Source organism: Natrinema zhouii, from assembly GCF_013456555.2.
GTDB classification, from domain to species: domain Archaea; phylum Halobacteriota; class Halobacteria; order Halobacteriales; family Natrialbaceae; genus Natrinema; species Natrinema zhouii.
In genome coordinates this window covers 436,598-454,898 of sequence record NZ_CP059154.1, presented here as the reverse complement: position 1 = coordinate 454,898, position 18,301 = coordinate 436,598, and the positions used below count along the sequence as shown (strand labels likewise).

At 65.6% G+C, this 18,301-nt stretch carries 20 protein-coding genes; 14 read left to right on the top strand and 6 right to left on the bottom strand.

Features of this window, described 5'->3' with window-relative positions:
• Positions 1 to 217: 217 nt before the first annotated feature.
• Positions 218 to 2,122 carry a Hef-associated nuclease gene (gene han, locus HYG81_RS20980; protein WP_180841643.1) on the bottom strand — a complete coding sequence of 635 codons (1,905 nt, stop codon included), beginning with the start codon at positions 2,120 to 2,122 and terminating at the stop codon, positions 218 to 220.
• 218 nt (positions 2,123 to 2,340) lie between these two features.
• Here han and HYG81_RS20975 point away from each other — a divergent pair, with 218 nt between their 5' ends.
• The 3 genes from HYG81_RS20975 (at position 2,341) to HYG81_RS20965 (ending at position 3,852) form a co-directional block, all read left to right on the top strand.
• Entirely contained in the window at positions 2,341 to 2,751 is a 411-nt protein-coding gene (locus HYG81_RS20975) for an FAS1-like dehydratase domain-containing protein (RefSeq protein ID WP_180841642.1), read from the top strand.
• A gap of 71 nt (positions 2,752 to 2,822) precedes the next feature.
• Positions 2,823 to 3,320: a Mov34/MPN/PAD-1 family protein gene (locus HYG81_RS20970; RefSeq protein ID WP_180841641.1), complete on the top strand. Its 498-nt coding sequence runs from the start codon at positions 2,823 to 2,825 to the stop codon at positions 3,318 to 3,320.
• A 100-nt stretch (positions 3,321 to 3,420) separates the two neighbouring features.
• Positions 3,421 to 3,852, top strand: coding sequence for an FAD synthase family protein (locus HYG81_RS20965; protein ID WP_180841640.1), 432 nt, complete (start codon positions 3,421 to 3,423; stop codon positions 3,850 to 3,852).
• 53 nt (positions 3,853 to 3,905) lie between these two features.
• Here HYG81_RS20965 and HYG81_RS20960 read toward each other — a convergent pair whose 3' ends face one another.
• The 3 genes from HYG81_RS20960 to HYG81_RS20950 all read right to left on the bottom strand — a co-directional run bounded on the left by HYG81_RS20960 (position 3,906) and on the right by HYG81_RS20950 (position 6,810).
• On the bottom strand, positions 3,906 to 4,061 hold the full coding sequence (locus HYG81_RS20960) for a hypothetical protein (RefSeq protein WP_180841639.1): 156 nt from the start codon (positions 4,059 to 4,061) through the stop codon (positions 3,906 to 3,908).
• A gap of 125 nt (positions 4,062 to 4,186) precedes the next feature.
• Positions 4,187 to 5,914 (bottom strand): dihydroxy-acid dehydratase, encoded by a 1,728-nt coding sequence (gene ilvD / locus HYG81_RS20955; RefSeq protein ID WP_180841638.1) that lies wholly within the window; start codon positions 5,912 to 5,914, stop codon positions 4,187 to 4,189.
• 188 nt (positions 5,915 to 6,102) lie between these two features.
• Positions 6,103 to 6,810: a glycosyltransferase family 2 protein gene (locus HYG81_RS20950; protein ID WP_180841637.1), complete on the bottom strand. Its 708-nt coding sequence runs from the start codon at positions 6,808 to 6,810 to the stop codon at positions 6,103 to 6,105.
• 146 nt (positions 6,811 to 6,956) lie between these two features.
• On the opposite strand from HYG81_RS20950, the gene HYG81_RS20945 reads away from it, so the two are divergent.
• Positions 6,957 to 7,934: a beta-ribofuranosylaminobenzene 5'-phosphate synthase family protein gene (locus HYG81_RS20945; protein ID WP_180841636.1), complete on the top strand. Its 978-nt coding sequence runs from the start codon at positions 6,957 to 6,959 to the stop codon at positions 7,932 to 7,934.
• A gap of 55 nt (positions 7,935 to 7,989) precedes the next feature.
• Here the strand turns inward: HYG81_RS20945 and HYG81_RS20940 are convergent, their stop codons facing one another.
• Entirely contained in the window at positions 7,990 to 8,379 is a 390-nt protein-coding gene (locus HYG81_RS20940) for a DUF7344 domain-containing protein (RefSeq protein WP_180841635.1), read from the bottom strand.
• Positions 8,380 to 8,469: 90 nt separating this feature from the next.
• Positions 8,470 to 9,129 (bottom strand): helix-turn-helix domain-containing protein, encoded by a 660-nt coding sequence (locus tag HYG81_RS20935; RefSeq protein ID WP_180841634.1) that lies wholly within the window; start codon positions 9,127 to 9,129, stop codon positions 8,470 to 8,472.
• Between the two features lie 109 nt (positions 9,130 to 9,238).
• Here HYG81_RS20935 and HYG81_RS20930 point away from each other — a divergent pair, with 109 nt between their 5' ends.
• The 10 genes from HYG81_RS20930 (at position 9,239) to HYG81_RS20885 (ending at position 18,300) form a co-directional block, all read left to right on the top strand.
• Complete coding sequence (locus HYG81_RS20930; RefSeq protein ID WP_180841633.1) at positions 9,239 to 10,075, top strand: RAD55 family ATPase; 837 nt, start codon at positions 9,239 to 9,241, stop codon at positions 10,073 to 10,075.
• 185 nt (positions 10,076 to 10,260) lie between these two features.
• Positions 10,261 to 11,139 (top strand): hypothetical protein, encoded by an 879-nt coding sequence (locus tag HYG81_RS20925; protein ID WP_180841632.1) that lies wholly within the window; start codon positions 10,261 to 10,263, stop codon positions 11,137 to 11,139.
• Entirely contained in the window at positions 11,136 to 11,729 is a 594-nt protein-coding gene (locus HYG81_RS20920) for a DUF8135 domain-containing protein (protein WP_180841631.1), read from the top strand. The genes HYG81_RS20925 and HYG81_RS20920 overlap by 4 nt, the downstream gene beginning before the upstream one ends.
• Positions 11,730 to 11,786: 57 nt before the next feature.
• Positions 11,787 to 12,116 carry a transcription factor S gene (locus tag HYG81_RS20915; RefSeq protein ID WP_180841630.1) on the top strand — a complete coding sequence of 110 codons (330 nt, stop codon included), beginning with the start codon at positions 11,787 to 11,789 and terminating at the stop codon, positions 12,114 to 12,116.
• A gap of 199 nt (positions 12,117 to 12,315) precedes the next feature.
• Complete coding sequence (locus HYG81_RS20910; RefSeq protein WP_180841629.1) at positions 12,316 to 13,041, top strand: cupredoxin domain-containing protein; 726 nt, start codon at positions 12,316 to 12,318, stop codon at positions 13,039 to 13,041.
• Positions 13,042 to 13,170: 129 nt separating this feature from the next.
• On the top strand, positions 13,171 to 13,902 hold the full coding sequence (locus HYG81_RS20905; RefSeq protein WP_180841628.1) for a GNAT family N-acetyltransferase: 732 nt from the start codon (positions 13,171 to 13,173) through the stop codon (positions 13,900 to 13,902).
• A 92-nt stretch (positions 13,903 to 13,994) separates the two neighbouring features.
• Positions 13,995 to 15,269: a DNA polymerase IV gene (dinB, locus tag HYG81_RS20900; protein WP_180841627.1), complete on the top strand. Its 1,275-nt coding sequence runs from the start codon at positions 13,995 to 13,997 to the stop codon at positions 15,267 to 15,269.
• Between the two features lie 135 nt (positions 15,270 to 15,404).
• Positions 15,405 to 16,709 carry a J domain-containing protein gene (locus tag HYG81_RS20895; RefSeq protein WP_180841626.1) on the top strand — a complete coding sequence of 435 codons (1,305 nt, stop codon included), beginning with the start codon at positions 15,405 to 15,407 and terminating at the stop codon, positions 16,707 to 16,709.
• Between the two features lie 106 nt (positions 16,710 to 16,815).
• Positions 16,816 to 17,358 carry a helix-turn-helix domain-containing protein gene (locus HYG81_RS20890; protein WP_180841625.1) on the top strand — a complete coding sequence of 181 codons (543 nt, stop codon included), beginning with the start codon at positions 16,816 to 16,818 and terminating at the stop codon, positions 17,356 to 17,358.
• Between the two features lie 72 nt (positions 17,359 to 17,430).
• Positions 17,431 to 18,300, top strand: coding sequence for an alanyl-tRNA editing protein (locus HYG81_RS20885; RefSeq protein WP_180841624.1), 870 nt, complete (start codon positions 17,431 to 17,433; stop codon positions 18,298 to 18,300).
• The last annotated feature ends 1 nt before the right edge of the window (position 18,301 follow it).

Here is an 18,301-nt window from a genome sequence, read left to right as displayed (position 1 = left end):
TACGTCCTGATACGTCCACTAAAAATTAACTACGATTCGTAGTACCACTGTTCCCCAGATCGAGATAGTTACCGGGAGACGGCGAGAATGGCTCGAGCGCGACGCAGATCGGCCGCTTCCCGGAGATTTACAGGCAAATTGATCCACAGGTAAACGGATAGCAGTCGCTACCCAGTTGACAGACTCGGAACGACTGGCGAAATAGGCGCTCGCGCTCTCAGTCGTCGATCGGCGCTGCACTCGAGAGCGCTTCGTCGATGTCGGCCTCGGCCATCTTCTCGACCAGGGCGTCGATCACTTCCTCGCGCTTGCCGGTGACGAACTTGATCGAGCCGACGACGAGGTGACCGCCGCCGGAGACGCCGCCGCCCGCGATTTCTGCCTCGAGTTCGGAGACCATGTTCGGAATGTCCAGTCGAACCCCATCGGAGCGAAGGACGGCGAAGTCCGGGCCGTAGCCGACCGTGATGACCGGGTCGCCGGTCTCCTCGATCTTGCGGTCGTGGATCTCGCCCGTGGTCTTCCCCGGTGCGGGGTAGGTAAAGCGGTGGGCGTAGTTCTCGACGTCGATTCGGTAGAGATGCGCGCCGTTCTCGAGCGTTTCGTGCTCGAGATGGGGCATCGCGGCGTCGAGCTGTTCGTCGACTTCCTCGCGGCCGCGGTCGGCGAAGAACTCGACGAGGTCCCGGTGGCGCTGTTCGTCGTCGCTGTCGACCTGCAGGAGGTCCTGAATCAGCTGGTCGCCGGAGTTGTAGCGCAGCCAGAAGGCGGCGTAATCCAGCGCCTCGCTGACGTCCTGGAGGCGATCCTCGTCGTACCCTTCCTCGGCGGCGAGATCGATGTAGTCGTCCATCGCGTCGGCCTTCGATCGATCCGAGAGGCCGGCGACGGCGGGGACGTGGCGGAGTTCGTCGCCCAGATCTGGGTAGATCATCCGCGCGAGTTCGACGCAGAGCATCCCCGTCGTGATCCGGTAGTCCTCGTCGTGAAGGTACGGATTGACGTGGGCGTCGAGCAGGTCCTCGACCGCGTCCGGATCGGGGTGGTGGTGGTCGACCGTGATGATCGGGATGTCGTAGTGGGCCAGCGTCTCGTAGGCCGGAACGTCCTCGGCCGTCGAGCCGTTGTCCAGCATGAGCAAGAGCGGTAGTTGCTGGCCGTGTTTCTCGCGGTCCTCGAGCGCGAAGTTCAGATCCCTCGTGGCGTCTTCCATCTCGTAGAAGGGAGCCTTCGCGGGGAGGCGCTTGATGAGGTGGCGCGGCGCGTTCTCGTCCTCGTGGACCTCGGCGATGAACCGCTGCAGCGCGATCTGGACGGGGACGGCGGCGCACATGCCGTCGCCGTCGGCGTGGTGTCGCACGCGAATCGGACGGCCCTCGAGCACCGTCCGGCGGAGCAGTCGGGCGACTTCCTCGAGGTCGGACCGGAGCTTCTCGAACGCCGGCCAGTCGATCAGCGGTTCGACGTCGTGGGGTTCGGCGCGGGCTTCGAGGGCGCCCTCGAGACGGTCACGGGCCTCGGCGGCGTCCTCGCCCTCGAGTTTCGAGAGGCCGTCGACCTCGATCTGGACCGAGCCCTCGCGGTGTTCCGGCGTTCCCGTTACGCGGATCACGTCACCGACTTCGATGGCGGGGTAGGCGCGGACGCCGGCCTCCTCGAAGGCGGCGCAGGGCACGACGCCGTTCTCGTCGGCGACGTGGAAGATCGTCGGTCCGCCGGTCTGTTTGACCTGCGTCACCACGCCCTCGAGGTGGATCTGTTCGCCCAGCGTGGCCTCGAGGCGGTCGGTGCCGGTCAGCGAGTAGTCGTGGGAGACGGTCTCAACTGTGTAGTCGTCGATGTCGACCGGTTCGAAGGCCAGATCGCCGTTCTCACGGACGCTCTCGAGTTCGACGACGAGTTCGTCGCCGACGCCGTAGGTGCCCTCGAGGACGGATTCGTGGACGAGTCCGGAGACGGAATCGGAGAGATCGACGAAGACGCCGTAATCGACGATACCGTTAATCTCGGCGAGATAGGAGCGGCCCTGCACTACATCGTCGGCGGTACAATCGGGAGCGAGATCGTAGACGACGGAATCCCCGTCGTCTGCGCCGGGTTCCCCGGCGGAGTCACGCGTCATCTTGAGTGGAAGGTTTGGGGTGGTCGCGTATAACCCTTGTCAAGAAGCGATGGCGACTCAGAGCGTGCCCTCGAGACCACGTTTGAAACGCTCTCGAAACGAGGTGCAGACGTTCTCTGAATCGGGTTCGACACCACCTCGCGCCCGAGTAGGCCACCAAATCACCCAGTCCACCTGCAACCAGTAGCTACAACAGATATCGCCCGGGTTATCCGTCCATGGATGTTTCGCTCCCACCGGCGGAGGGCGACGAGTACACTTTCGAACGGACGTTCGACCACGAGGACGTTCGCGAGTTCGGCGAGATTTCGGGCGACCAGCAACCGATTCACACCGAGCCCGACGAGGTTGGTCGGCTGACCGTTCAGGGATTGCTCACTGCGACGCTCCCGACGAAGATCGGCGGCGATCTCAACTACATCGCACGCGGTATGGAGCTCGAGTTCGTCGAACCCGTTTACACCGGCGAGCGAATCCGCTGTACCGTTCGACTCGAGTCGGTAACTGAGCGCGACGGCTACTACGACGTGGAGAGTACAGCGGTCTGTGAGAACGAGGACGGAGAGGATGTAATGCGAGCCGAGATCGACGGTCTCATTCCGAAAGATGCGATTTCGGCCGACGAATAGGGGTGTACTGGAGGGTCGAGGCAAACCCACGCATCGGAACGTTTAGCAACCGCAAGGCCGCAGGTGGGGATATGGGGCTGTTCGACGCGCTGTTTCGCTCGAGCGAGATTCTCGGCATCGCCGAGGAGACCCTCGAGTTCGCCCTCGAGTCCTCGGAGGCGACCCATCCGAACGAGTATATGGGGTTTCTCCGGGGGACCGAGGCCGATCGGCTGGATCTGGACCGAGAGGGCCTGGTCATCACGGATATTCTCGTGGTGCCCGGCACCGAGTCCAACAGCGTCAGCGCGACCGTCAAGACGAACCAGATTCCGAACGACGTGAAGGCGCTGGGAAGCATTCACTCCCATCCCAACGGCGTGATCCGCCCGAGCAACGCGGATCTGGACACGTTCGGTCGCGGGAGCGTCCACGTCATTATCGGCGCACCCTACCGTGAAACAGATTGGAAGGCGTTCGACTCACAGGGTAAGCCGACCCAACTCAACGTGATCGACGTCGACCTCCCCGAGACCGAGGACTTCTTCGATTTCACGCAGGCAGATATCGACGAGGAACTGCGACGATGAGCGCTGTGAGACTCGAGACGATGCCACCAGTGACTACCGACCCACAGATGACGGGATCGACGCGGAAACCGCACGCCGCCGGATCGAGGGCGAGACGGTCATGACGCGGACGGTCATCGCCCAGGGAACCTTCGACATCCTCCATCCCGGCCACGTCCACTACCTCGAGGAGGCCGCCGCGATGGGCGACGAACTGTACGTCATCGTCGCCCGAGTGACGAACGTCGACCACAAGGAAGCGCCGGTCTGCCCCGCGACGCAGCGGCGGGACGTCGTCGACGCGCTCGAGGCCGTCGACGAAGCGATACTCGGCCACGAGACGGATATCTTCGTTCCGATAGAGGAGATCGATCCCGACGTGATCGCGCTCGGCCACGACCAGCACCACGACGACGAGGCCATCGCAACCGAACTCGAGCGCCGCGGGATCGACTGCGACGTTCGTCGGGCGAGCGCTCGGGAACCGGCCGACGACGAGCAACTGCTCTCGACGCGGCTCATCATCGAGCGGATTCTCGCGCGACGAGGCTAACGAACCCGTCGAGACGGTCCGCCCGGACGGGGACGATCTCGAATAGACTCGGTTCAGTTCTCGAGGACGACCGGCGGCGGGAGGCGGAGCGAATCGACCGTGTGTCCCGTTTCGACGAAGTGTTCGATCGCCTTTTCGGAGACCTCCGCTTCGGTGTAGCCGTCGGCGGTGCTGATCTGCCAGTCACACTCGAGGCAGTACTTACTCATCGGTCGGTCTAGCTGGTAGTCGGTCACAAAGGCGGGAAAGACTCGTGCAGGAAAGCGAAGGGAGTGGTATCGCGAAGCTGTCACCCGGAGACGGGTAAATCGATACGACCGGACACGTCCGACGATCAGTCCTCTTTGACGCCGGGGTTGGTCACGGCACCGTTGGCGGCCGAGCCGAAGTCACGAGCGAACTTCGCCAGGACGCCGGTCTCGTAGTTGGGTTCGGGTCGGTCCCACTCCTCGCGGCGCGCCTCGAGTTCCTCGTCGCTGACGTCGACTGCGAGGGTGCGATCCTCGATATCGATGGTGATCACGTCGCCGTCCTCGATGAGACCGATGGGACCGCCGGCGAACGCCTCGGGGGCGACGTGGCCGATGGAGAACCCCCGCGTCGCGCCGGAGAAGCGACCGTCGGTGATGAGCGCGACGTCTTCGGCGTGACCCTGACCGGCGACCGCGCTCGTGACGCCCAGCATTTCGCGCATTCCGGGGCCGCCCTGTGGTCCCTCGTTGCGGATGACGATCACGTCGCCGCTCTCGACGTGTCCTTCCTGAACGTACTGCATAGCGTTTTCTTCGTCCTCGAAGACGCGGACGGGTCCTTCGTGGTGGAGTTCGTCGTCACCCGTGACCTTGAGGACCGAGCCGCCGGGCGCGAGGTTTCCGGTCAGGATCCGGATCGCACCCTGCTCGTTTTTCGGCTCGTCGACGGTGTAGAGGAAGTCGGCGTCGAGCTCCTCAATCGTCGGCGGGTTGATCCGCTCGAGTTCTTCGCCGATCGTGTTCCCCGTGACCGTCAGCGCGTCGCCGTGGAGCAGGTCCGCCTCGTAGAGGGCGTTCAGGATGACCGGGACGCCGCCGACCTCGTGGAGGTCCTGCATGACCCGCGTGCCGCCGGGCTGCAGGTTTGCGATCTTCGGCGTCCGCTGGCTGATCTCGTCGAACTCCTCGATGGAGAGGTCGACGCCGGCTTCGGCGGCCATCGCCAGCAGGTGGAGGACGGCGTTGGTCGAGCCGCCGATGGCGACCTGCAGCGCGATGGCGTTTTCGAACGACTCCTTGCTGAGGAAGTCGGAGGGTTTGCGCTGTTCTTCGACGACCTCGACGGCGAGTTCGCCGGCCTCGAGGGCGACCTCGTAGCGCGCTTCGTCCTCGGCGAGCGGGCCGGCGCTGCCCAGCGGTGCGAAGCCGAGCGCCTCGGAGATCGAGGCCATCGTGTTGGCGGTGAACATGCCACCACACGAACCCGCACCGGGACAGGCGTTGCGCTCCATCTCGTCGAGTTCCTCGCCGGACATCTCGCCGTCCGCCACGGCACCGACGCCCTCGAAGAGGTTCTGGACGGTGATCTCTCGTCCCTCGTGCTCGCCGGGCATGATCGACCCACCGTAGAGAAACACGGAGGGGAGATCCGTCCGAATCGAGGCGATCATCATTCCGGGCATGTTCTTGTCGCAGCCGCCGATGGTGACCAGCCCGTCCATGCGCTCGCCGAACGAGACGAGTTCGACGGAGTCGGCGATCAGCTCTCGAGAGATCAGCGAAGCCTTCATCCCCTCGGTCCCCATCGAGATGGCATCGGAGATCGTGATCGTGCCGAACTCGATGGGCATCCCGCCGGCCTCGTCGACCCCCTCGAGCGCCGCGTCGGCGACGTCGTCGAGATGGACGTTACACGGCGTGATGTCGGCCGCCGGATTCGGAACGCCGATCATCGGCGCGCCGAAGTCCTCGTCGTCGAACCCCATCGCACGGAACATCGCGCGGTGGGGTGCCTTGTCGGGCCCCTCCGTCACTTCGCGACTCCGCAACTGCTCGTCTTTTCCGTAGTCGAACTCGTCGTCGCTGCTCATGGTCGGATCTTGCGTCGAAGGGGCATAAGTCGTCCTTTCCCGGTCAATCGTTCCCGGGGTTGCGGTTCGACCGAACTCATTCGGTTCGATGGGAGGGATAGACGTTCGGCTCGTTCGGACCGATCGAATCGGTCGCGTCGGTGCCCGCTTCCGACCGACTCCCGCGTCAGTAACGGTCGCCGCAGGGACTAAAAGTACTCTCGAGTCGGCGACAGACCGGGCAGTGCGTACTCGAGGTAGCCGACGAGATACGTCCAGCAGAGCCGTCCGTAGCCGACCCGTTCCTGCCGGCGAGTCGACGTGTCGACGGGACAGGTGCGATCGTACGCGACGGTCCCCTCGCGGCGCAGTCGCAACGAGAGGTCCGTGTCCTCGAGGTATCCCAGGGAATCGTCGAAGCCGCCGACCGCCTCGAACGCCCTCCGTCGCACGCTGCAGTTACACCCCGGCTGCTGGACGAAGCCGATCGGCCAGCACGCGCGATACCACCAGTCCGAGAGAATCCGAAAGCACGCTCGGTGACGGAGTCCGTTCTCGAGGGGGCGAAGCGGCCCGCCGACGCCGACGACCTCGGGGGTGGCGTAGTGGCGGCAGTGGCGGCGAACCCACGACGGCGGGACGACCGTATCGGCGTCCGTGAACAGGAGAACATCGCCAGTGGCGACGGCTGCGCCTCGGTTTCTGGCCGAGCCGGGACCCTCCCTGCGGTCGTCGGCGAGCACCCGATCGACGGTCGGATGGGCTCGAGCGATCCGCACCGTTTTCGCGCCGGTCGCGACGACGATTACCTCGAGACCGCCGTCGAACCGCTGGGCGGCGAGCGAGTCCAGGGTTCGCTCGAGCCGCTTCCCTTCGTCGCGGGCGGGGACGACGACCGAGGCGTCGACTATCCGCATCGTCGGGGAGTGTCGGCGGGAACGACATAACCGCTGCGTCCCGTCGACTCGAGCGCGTGGGCAGCGGTGACACTGTCACGACGATCCCAGTCGTTGCCACCGTCGAAACCCCCTTGCCGGGGGCTTTCGTAGCGGTGGATAGCATCATGGCGACTGCCACCGTCAGCGCGGGTGCGCGACTTCACGTCGGCTTTCAGAACCTCTCACTCGCTCGCGAGCGGCTCTACGGCGGTATCGGTGTCGGACTCGCGGAGCCCCGGGTGACCGTCACCGCCGAACCGGCCGCCGCCGTCACGGCCGACGATCCGCTGGTTCGGACGTACGCGACCCGCGCCGTCGACGTCCTCGACGTCTCGGGCGTCGCGATCACGCTCGAGGCGTCCTTACCCCGCCACGTCGGTCTCGGCAGCGGCACCCAGCTCGCACTGGCCGTGCTCGCGGCGACCGCGCGAGCCCACGGCCTCGAGCCCCAGGTGCGGACCCACGCACCGGCGATGGGGCGGGGCGGTCGCAGCGGCGTCGGCGTCGCGACCTTCGAGAGCGGCGGGTTCGTCGTCGACGCCGGTCACCCGACGAACCGCTTTACGACGGAGCCGCCGGCGGAAGGCGACTGGACGGTGCCGCCGGTCGTCGCCCGCCACGACCTGCCCGCTGACTGGCGATTCCTCGTCGTCGTCCCCGACGCCGACCCCGGCCGCAGCGGCGACGACGAGGATGCGAGCATGCGGGCGGTCGTCGAGCGAGCCGATCCGGCCATCGCCGACGAAATCGCCGGCGTCGTCACCCGCAAACTGCTGCCGGCCGCCGCCGCGGGCCGCCTCGAGCCGTTCGGCGAGGCCGTCGCCGAAATCGGCCGCAAGAACGGTGCCTGGTACGCAGATGCACAGGGCGGCGTCTTCCGGCCGCCTGCGGGCGAACTCGTCGAAGCGCTCGAGGAATGTCAGGTCCTCTCGGGCGTCGGCCAGTCGTCGTGGGGACCGGTTGTCTACGGCGTGACCGATACCGGACACGCCGACGAGGCCGAAGCCGCGGCCGCGGACGCGCTCGCCGATCGCGGGCTCGAGGGCCGGGTTATTCTCGCGGAGCCAGCGGAGGGCGGGGCTCGGTGCGGATTCGACGAGTAACGGAGAGAACGTCCTCGCGATATCGGCGGAACCTCGGGTTCGAACGTGGCCGCACTCAGGACAGTTCTAGGCGTGAGGAAACCGAGATGTCGAGCACGTTGTGCGGGCTTGCAATTGTTACCGACAGGTGATCCAGCAGCGACGTCAGCGAAACCAGATCGCGGTCTCGGTCCCACTCGAGCAGGCCTGCGTCGCGAAGCACTGGCAGGTGTGCGTGCCGGAGGAGGAGATCGATCTCCCGTCGTTGTTCCGGCTGAACGTCGGTTGTCGGTATCCGGTATTCGGCCGCCGCGAGTTCGGTCGTCAGTCGGTAGACGGTCACCGGGCCGCTGTACGTCGTCAGGTGTCGGAGCGCGTTCCGCCGCGTCGAATCGGCCAGCAGCGCGTGTATCCCGTCGAGGAATTCGGGCGTGTCTACCTGCTCGAGCCGGAGTCGTTCTACCATGCTCGGTCAGTAGTTCGGGACGACGATAGCCTGTCCGCCGGGCTACTCATGACCTTTATCTCAGTAGTAATGGCGTCTCTGAAGATCCGATTAAGGATTTCTCGAATTCGGGCGGAGGAAAACGGCCTGAAGCACTTTGTCAACCCCACGGCGCACCCGCTCCGAGAACGCCTGCACTGAGACACCCAATTCGTCGGCGAGTTCTTCGTACTCGACCTCGCGAGGGACCTTGAAGTAGCCCCGCTCGACGGCCAGCGAGACCGCCTCGTACTGAGCCTCCGTGAGTTCGTAATCGTCCCCGTTGGCGTCGATGTCGGCCAGCGACGAGACTCGGTTGAGCCGGTACGCGATGTCGTGCTCGGTACAGTACTGATTGAAGCGTGCGAGCCCGGCGTGTTCCTCGAAGCGGATCCGAAAGAGCCACTCCTCGTCGCTGTGGGCCTCGAGGATCGTTGCATCCGTCTGCGCGATGCCGGTGATCAGCTGCTCGGCCGGGTCCTCCCACTTGATCTTGTACAGCGCCCGATCGTCGTACTCGTCGAGCGCGGTGATTGATCTGACGTTCGGACTCTCGCTCATGGCGACTTCGAACGATCGCAGATCCGATCCATACCCCCAGATGTACGGCATGACCCGCTTGGCCGCGGGGACGACGCGCTCGATCTCGACGGAGAGGCCGGGGTACTCGGCGATGATCTGGCCGAGGAGGAACTCGTCGGCCTCGATCGATATTTCGGCGATGATGGCCATGCGACCGGTACGCGCCCCACCGGCTTTGCTGATGGGGGCCGGTCGACTCGGTCCGCTCTCCGCCCGCAACTGCCACAACAGGTAACTCGGTCCGTCCGAACGGACAGGTATGGAGCGGATGCCGCTCGGAATCTCACGGCTCGATCGGATGATCGGCGGCGGCGCACCGACCGGGAGCGTCGTCCTCCTCGCCGGCGAATCCGGTGCCGGCGCGCGGGAGTTCTGTTACACGAGCGCCGCGATGAACGGGCTCGTCGACGCCGATCCCGAACTGTTCGACCTCTACTACGGCGACCTCGAGCCGGGGGCGACTGTCCCCGAGGCCGTCCACTACGTCTCGTTTACGGACGAGCAACGCGCGATCGTCAGCGAGATGGAGTTCGTCATGGACGACGAACTCGTCCGGGCGGGGACGGACGACGTCTCGTTCGTCGAACTCGCCGAGGAGTACTTCCAGCTGACGCCGGTTCCGACCGACTGGTACGCCGAGGAGATGGCCGACATCACCGAACTCGGTTCTCACAACGAGCGCACCGACGTCCTCGAGGCGCTGGGCGAGTACCTCACCGAGCACGCGACGGGGAACCTCGTCGTGATCGACTCGCTGACCGATCTCGTCGCGGTGGCCGACGACCGGCTCGGGCTGTCGGATCTGACCGTCCTGCTGAAGGGACTCAAACGAGCGTCACACCGCTGGGGCGGCGTGATTCTGTTGCTCATCAACTCGGATCTCCTCGAGCCCACGGAGCTCGGGCGGATCAAGGAAGCTACCGACGGCACGCTGCTGTTCGAGTGGGAAAGCGGCGGCTCGGAGCGGTCCCGCACCCTCGTCGTCGAGCAGTTCCGCGGCGTGCTCTCCCGGCTCGAGGACGAAGATATCGTCCGGTTCGAGACCGAGATCCACGACGGCGGGTTCGATATCAGCAACGTCCGGAAAATCCGATAGGGTTTCCAGCGGTGAGCGTGGCGGTGGAGTGGCGGCGAACGTGGTGGTGGAGTGTCGGCGAACGCGGCGGTGGGGTGCCGGCGAGTGGTGAGCGTCGCAGCGGGCGTCAACAGCCTCTCACTGCCCCGACTCAGCAGCTGAGTTCGAACCAATACTTATCCGACTAATCAGCCTACTACGACCAGATGTCGAGCCAGGACCACGACGACGGCGGCTTTTCGTTCCCACTGCCTGCCGAAGTCGACGACTGGCTGACCGCGGAGGCGACTCGACGCGACGAGAGTCGCGATGACGTCTGTCGGCAGCTGTTAACCGCAGCGCACACCGTCGCGACCGACGACACCCTCGAGGTGGCCGATCCCGACGAGCTGACTGCGGTACGGAGCCAGCTTGAGGCCCAGCGCGAGGAGTTCACGGGCCTGCTCGAGGACGTTCGGTCCCGCGTGGTTCAGGTCAAACGCGAGACCGACGGGAAGGCGTTGACCGATCACGACCACCCCGCGTACGCGACCGCCGACGACCTCGGGGCGATTCGCGACGATCTCGCTGCCCTCGAGGAGAGCGTCGATCGCGGGTTCGATAACTACGAGGCGGTTCTCGAGAGCCTCCTCGAGACGACGGACGAACTCGACGATCGGTCGACGCTGCTCGCACGGGCAGTGATCGAGCTTCGGGAGCAGCGGGATGCACTCGCCGATCAACGGCGACAACGAGCAGCGACCGAACGGCTCCAGCGCGCGGCGAACCAGCTCGGAATTCGAACGGCGACCTGCGCCGACTGTGGCTCGAGCGTCGACCTCGCGTTGTTGACCGCTCCGGCGTGTCCTCACTGCGCGAGCCGGGTTTCGGATATCGCGAAGCGCTCGTCGATCTTCGGCTCCCACCGGCTCGAGACCGGCGACCCGCCGGCGCTCGAGGGGCGCGTCGAGAGCCCGACTGGATCGGCGAGCAACGAGCTCTTCGAGGCCATCGAGGCGGACACCGAATCCGGAAACACGACCCGTAGCGACGGAGACGGGGACGATGTAGCCGAGAAGAGCGAGTCCGGAGAGGCTGACCGATGACCGACGAAGCGAGTCGGAACGAGGCGGACGACGACGCGAACGGAACGGAGTTCATCCACGACGAGGACGATGATCCGGTGGTGGATACGGACGAGAACAGCAATCCAGCAGCGGACCCGGACGAGAACGCGAGCGATCGATCCGATCCGCTCGACGATCTCGCCGAAACCGTCGCGAACGGCACTGACCGATCGCGCTCGAGTACATCCGATTTCGACGAGCTGTTCGACCGACACGACGCCGCCGATATCGACGGCGACCGCCTCTGGAAGCGACTCGAGGCGGATCGGACGGACGAGTCGGAATCTGTGGACCGATCGCTTGATGCAGCTGAGTCAAGTGAGACGAACGGGCCGAGCGATTCTCCCGAATCGGCCGAACCGGGCAGCGAGTTCCGACCGGTCAACCGGGAGATTCGGGAGGTCGAGAAACGCTCGTACTGCCAGGGCTGTGAGCACTTCGCCGACCCGCCCGCCGTCGCCTGCACTCGCGACGGGACCGAAATTCTCGCCGTCACGTCGACCGAGACGTTCCGGGTCGCGGACTGCCCGTTCGTGCTCGAGGACGAAGCGCTCGAGAAACGGCACTGACGCCGCGGATCGGGCGAAGTGGTGACTTTTTGCGTCCCGAGTTCGTAGCTGTCCGATATGCAGTTTTGCGACGACTGCGGTTCGATGATGAAAGCCCGCGGCGACCGCATGGTCTGTACGAACGACGACTGCGGGGCCTCGAGCGAACGGGACCGCGAGCAGGAAGACGCGTTCGTCACGACGGAGTCACAGACCGACGGCGAGGTGATCGAATCCAGCGAGGAGGCCAACTTCGAGGGGAAACCGAAGGCGACGGACGTCATCTGCGACGAGTGCGGTGCCGAGGAGGCGTGGTACACGCTCAAGCAGACCGCCTCGGCCGACGAACCGCCGACGCGCTTTTTCAAGTGTACCGAGTGCGGGTACCGATGGCGGGAGTACAACTGATTTCGTGACTCGAGCACTACTTCCGTGACTCGAGTCGAGACACGTGCGTATACTACTGATTTCGACTTCGAGACGTTCCATCGGGTACTCGAGACTACGGAACGATAATGTACAGCTTCAAGTGACGATCCGTTCACAAGAACGGATTAGCCGCCCAATGCCCCTTCATAACTAATCTGGGGTCGAGCAGATGGCGAACATGGATCGACGACAGGTTCTGAAAGCGGCCGGTGTAACGTCGACGATTCCGTTCGCGTCCGGACTCGGTGCAGCGAGTGGGGACGACGATCGGGGTGGCCCGAAGCGGCGGTCGTGTCAGCAGCCGAACTGCATCCATCCGGTGCTCGGCTACTCGGGCCTCGAGGGCGACGGGCAACTTCCAGAGCCGTTACAGCCCGACCACGAGGTCGATCTGGAAACGCGCCCGCAGGAGGGGCGACCGGTGCCGGAGTTCTACTTCGAGCCGACGGGACTCTTCGTCGAGACCGGAGACATCGTGCGATTCAATCTCGCGACGCCGGATCACACCGTCACCGCGTACCATCCACGGCTCGGTCGCCAGCGTCGCGTTCCGGAGGGCGTCCCGCCGTTTTCCTCGCCGGTACTGGGGATGAACGCGTTCTGGCTGTACCGTTTCGACGAACCGGGCGTCTACGACGTGCTCTGTGCGCCCCACGAGATATTCGGCATGGTGATGCGGATCGTCGTCGGGGAACCGACGGCGGAATTCGGCCCGGAGGGTACCGTAGAGACCGAAGGCGGTGAGGTAGAACTTCGCCCACCGGCGCTCACCGCGGCGCTAGTGTACGGCGATTCGATGCTGGAACCGGCGACGATCGCAGAGCAGGGGTCCGTCAGCTGGGACGATCTCATGCCCGAGAGCAAACGGTTACTGGTGGAGTTCCCCGAACCGCCGGCGGAATAGTCGGTCGAGATGCGTTTTCACGGCTGGATCGTTGGTGGATCGTACCGAGGCGAACTGTGACCGAGCTGGACGGAATGAGATGAGTTACCAATGAACAAGGAATAAGCGAGAGCGGCCTGTAGTGTGTGTATGGACGCGAGAGAACAGCCGGCGTTCGCCTCCGATGCCAGCAGGCGCATTTACGAGTACGTCGAACGGCACGGGACCGCCGAACGACGCAAATTACCGGACATCGTCTCCCTCCCGTCCGAAGAGTTTCGAACGTGTCTCGAGCAACTGAAATCGGACGGTTACCTGGAAGAGGCGGGCGGAACCCTCCGGATCGCACTCGAGTTCGGTGCCGTCGAAAAGCACGACCTGGACGAGTTCACCGTCACCGTTCGCCCCGCTCGTCAGCGGGACTTCGACGGTCTCGTCGAGACGATCCGAGACGTCACGGCCGAAGAGACCTACGTCGTCGCCGAGACGATCGCCGAGAAACTCCTGTACGAAACCGCCGTTACCAGACACAACGCGGTGCAGTCCCGGCGGTTCTTCGTCGCGACTGTCGACGGGGACGTCATCGGATGGACCCACCTCGATCTTCAGCAGGTCGACCCGGTTCGTGAAGTCGCCCAACAGACCGTCGGCGTCCGCGACACCTATCGGGGATACGGGATCGGCAGCACGCTCCTACAGCGAGGGGTCGAATGGGCCGAAGCGAACGGGTATCGGAAACTCTACAACAGCATCCCCGTGGTCAACGAGACCGCACTCGAGTTCCTGACGGCTCACGGCTGGAACACGGAGGCGATCCGGAAGGACCACTACACGATCGACGGCGAGTACGTCGACGAAGTGATGATGGCCTACGAGCTGTAGCGTTGCTACCGTGACCGAGCATGGCCCGTCCCCCGACCCTCGAACCGGGACGCAACGTTCACATCGGTCCGGACGAATCCACCGGTAGACGAATGTCTGACGGGCCGCGGCTCCCGGGCGTCGACGACGAGGACGACGAGGAGCGTATCGTCTGCCACGTCGACGCCGACTGCTTCTACGCCTCCTGCGAGCGACTGCGCGAGCCCGAGCTCCGCGGCGAACCCCTCGTCGTCGGGATGGGGTACGAGGAAGGCGACACCATCGGCGCGGTCGCCACCGCGAGCTACGAGGCCCGCGAGTTCGGCGTTGAGAGCGCGCAAGCCATCTCGACGGCCCTCGAGCGACTCCCCAGGCGCGCGGCCGACGAGGCCGGTGAAGTGGACGAGATCGAGCGCGAGGAAACCGGCCACTACCGGCCGGTGGACATGGACTACTACGAGTCGGTCGCGGCCGACGTTCGGGAGATCCTCCACGACTGCGCCGACGTGGTCCGCGAGGTCAGCATCGACGAGGCCTATCTCGACGTGACCGAACGGACCGCCTGGGAGGTCGCGGACGGCTTCGCCCGCCACGTCAGGGATCGCATCCGTCGGGAGGTCGGCGTCACCGTCAGCGTCGGCGTCGCCCCGACGATGAGCACGGCCAAGATCGCGAGCGATTTCGACAAACCCGACGGGCTCACGGTCGTCGAACCCGGCGACATTCGGGAGTTTCTCGCGCCGCTCGCGGTCGACCTGCTCCACGGCGTCGGTCCCGTGACCGCCCGCGAGCTTCGGGAGATGGGCCTCGAGACGGCGGGTGACGTCGCCGCGGCCGACCCGGAGCCACTGGTCGAGGCGTTCGGCGAGCGCGGCCGAGAGCTGTACGACCGCGCCCGCGGCGAGGACGACCGTCGAGTCGAGCCGAAGGGGGACCCCAAGAGCTTCTCCCGGGAGTCAGCGTTCGCCGAGCCGGTCGAAGCGCCGGATCCGAAGTACGAACTGATCGAGACGCTCGCAGGGGCCGTGGCGGATCGCGCACAGCGAGAGGGCGCACTGTACCGGACCATCGGCGTCAAGGCGGTCACGCCGCCCTACGACGTCAACACGCGCGAGCGGTCGCTTCCCGGGCCGATCGACGACCCCGATCTCGTCGACCGCATCGCTCGCGACCTATTCACCGAGTTCGAGACCGACCCCGTGCGCAAACTCGGCGTTCGGGTGGCAAACCTCGAGTTCGTGGCCGCCGATCAGGCCAGTCTCGAGAGCTGGGAACGGAGTGAGGACGGCTCCGCGACCGATTCGGCTGGTCAGTCGACCGAAGCGGAGCCGGAGCCGATCCGCGACGACAGATCGGCCGGCCAGTCGTCGCTCGCGGATTTCTCGTAAGCGGCGTCTCACGCAGTCGGCCGAAATACCCACGTTCCTCGAGTGACGAGGGTTCGTAACCGAACCGGAAAGAACACTGAAATTATAACCCTCCCCGACAATCTTCGTCACAGACCACACCGTCCCCACATTCACATGACAGATGACTTTTACGACCTCCTCGAGATCCCGTCCGACGCCGCTCAGGACGAGATCAAGGACGCCTACCGCGAACAGGTTCGGGTCTACCACCCAGACCTGAACGACGACGACCGCGCACGGGCCCAGTTCACCGCGGTCAAGACGGCCTACGACATTCTCGGCGACCCGGTCGAGCGACAGGCCTACGACCGACTCGGGCACAAGGACTACGTCGCGAAACGGACCAGCGGCCTTCCCTCGCCGGACGTCTGGAAGAGCGACGGCGACGACGAGGAGGCCGACGGGACGGAACTGAGCTACTCGGAATCGGCGGCATCGGAGACGGCATCCGCTTCCGCGTCGACCTCGTCCGCAACGTCCGGCTCTAGAACGGCTGGCTCCGCGACGGCCGGCGCTGGCGGAACGACTTCGACAGCAAGTGGAGCCGCAGCCGGGACCGCAAGCGGGGCCTCGAGGACAAACGAAACGAGCGCTGGAACCGGAACGGGCGCCGGAACCGCGAGCGGAAGCGCCTCGGGAACGGCCGGTCAGACCGGTGGCGCAGGCGGCGGAACGACTACTGGAACCGGCGGGTCGGCCGGGACCGGAACCGGAACAGCGTCCGGATCTCGATCGACGACGACTGCCAATCCGCTCGTTCGCTGGTGGCGGCGACAGAACTTTTCGCTACCGCTGATCTGGCTCTCAGTAATCGTCTACGCCGCCGGTATCATCGACTTCGCGCTCGCGAACGGGGAGTCCCTCGGATCGCTCTGGGCCGACGGACGCGCGATCGGCGCGAACCCCTCGGGGATCTGGGCGCTGCTCACGGAGAGCCACCACGGAATCGAGACGATGACGGCGTTCGTCCAGCGCGTCGAGTTCGTGACGCCGCCGCTCGAGCCGACGCTGTGGTACGCTGCCCTGGCGGGCGTCGTCGCGCTCGCGCTGGCCGCGCTGCTGGTGACTCGCGCCGTCCGCCGGGAAGACACGTGGGGCGCGGTGACGATCAACGAGACGATCGTCGTCGCCGTCGCGGTGGCGACCACGACGACGCTGGTCGGCGGTCCCCTGCTCGCGGGAGCGGTACTCATGCCGCTCCTGTTCGCCGTGATCATCCGCCATACAAAGCGGCTGCCCGGCTGGGCACCGTCGTATCTGTACGTAGTCCCCGTGCTCGCGCCGGCCGCCGGCTTCGGTGCTGCGGCGGCCGGTGTGGTCTCGCTTCCGGTCGATCTCGCCGCGTTCGTGCTCTGTCCGCTCGTCGGCGGGCTGGCGTTACCCGTGCGGACGACCATCAGGAAACACTTCGGCCGCTGATTTCTCACCGCTCCAGCGAGTCGGCTCGAGTGACTGCCGCCGAGCCGCTACCGTCCGCCATCCCCCGTACCGAACGGTTAAAATGCGCAAGTGGCCAATGTGTCGCATGGCCAAATACTCGACCGGTTCGTCCGGCAGCGGTGGCGGGACGAACTGCGAACTCTGTGGGGCCGAGAGTCCCTCGCTCAGGCTCGCAACGGTCGCCGGCGCCGAACTCGAGGTCTGCCCGGACTGTGCGCCACACGACGATTCGCAGACCCACGGCGGGGACCGGAACCGGAGCGGCGGGAATTCGAGCGGGAGCGGTTCGTCCGGCGGGTCCTCGAACGACGGACTCAGCCGCAAGCAGAAGGCGGCTCAGAACGTCGCGAAGGCGAACCCGGTCTGGGACGGCGACTCCAAACACTGGGAGAGCGAGGGGACTAACTACGACGACGATCAGCTACCGTATCTCGTCTCGGACTACGGCGAGACGCTCGTCGAGGCCCGACGGGATGCCGGTCTCCAGCGCGAGGAACTCGCCGACGAACTCGGCGCACCGGAGAAAGACCTTCTCGCCGTCGAACAGGGACGCGCGACGCAGGCCGGCATCGGTGGCGGCCTGATCGAGGCGCTCGAGGAGCGACTGGACGTCACGCTCGCCGAGTAATCGACCGCTCTTTCGGATTCGGTGACACCCCCGGCGAGCAGACTTTTAGTGGCTGACGACAGACTCCAACCGATGACCGGGCAACGGGCGGCGGCGGAGCCGTACGCCACGCGGTTCGAGACCGAAGTGACGTCGATCGACGGCCGGCGCGTCTGGCTCGAGCGGAGTCACTTCTACGGCGCGAGCGGCGGCCAGCCGGCCGATCGCGGGACCATCGGCGATCTCACCGTGAGCGACGTCGAACTGGTCGACGGCGAGCAGGTCCACGTGCTGGCCGAGGAGCCGTCGTTTCGGTCGGGCCACCGCGTGCTGTGTTCGGTCGAGTGGTCGTTCCGGATGTACTGCATGCGGGCCCACACCGCCAGCCACATACTCACGGGGGCCGCGCGGCGCCTGCTCGAGGACGGCTCGTACGCCGGGCTCGAGATCGGCCCGGAGACGGTCCGGGTCGATCTCGAGACGGCCGCGACCGTCGACGACGAAATGCTGATCGAACTGGATGAGACGGTCAATCGCGTGATCTGGGAGTCGCGGCCGGTGTCGTGGGACGACGTGCCGATCTCGGCGGCGCGCGAGCGCGAGGAAGTCGCGTTCGACGCTGAGGCCGACGAGGGCGCCGTCGAGAAGGGCCGGGTCCGAATCGTCACGATCGAGGACGAAACCGACACCCGAAACGGGAACCGGCTCTCCGGAATGACCGGTCAGACGGACCCGTGGGACGTGGCGGCCTGTGGCGGGACCCACGTTCGAAATACCCGCGAGGTCGGCCCCGTCACCGTGCTCGGCCACTCGAGCCCGTCGGAGGGAGTCTGCCGGATCGAATTCGCCGTCGGCCCACGAGCGATCGATCGTCGAACGGCCGAGAAGCGGGCCGCCTTCGCCGCGATGTCGGCGTTAGACGTCGATCTCGAGGACGTGATCGACGAACTCGAGCGGGTGTGAG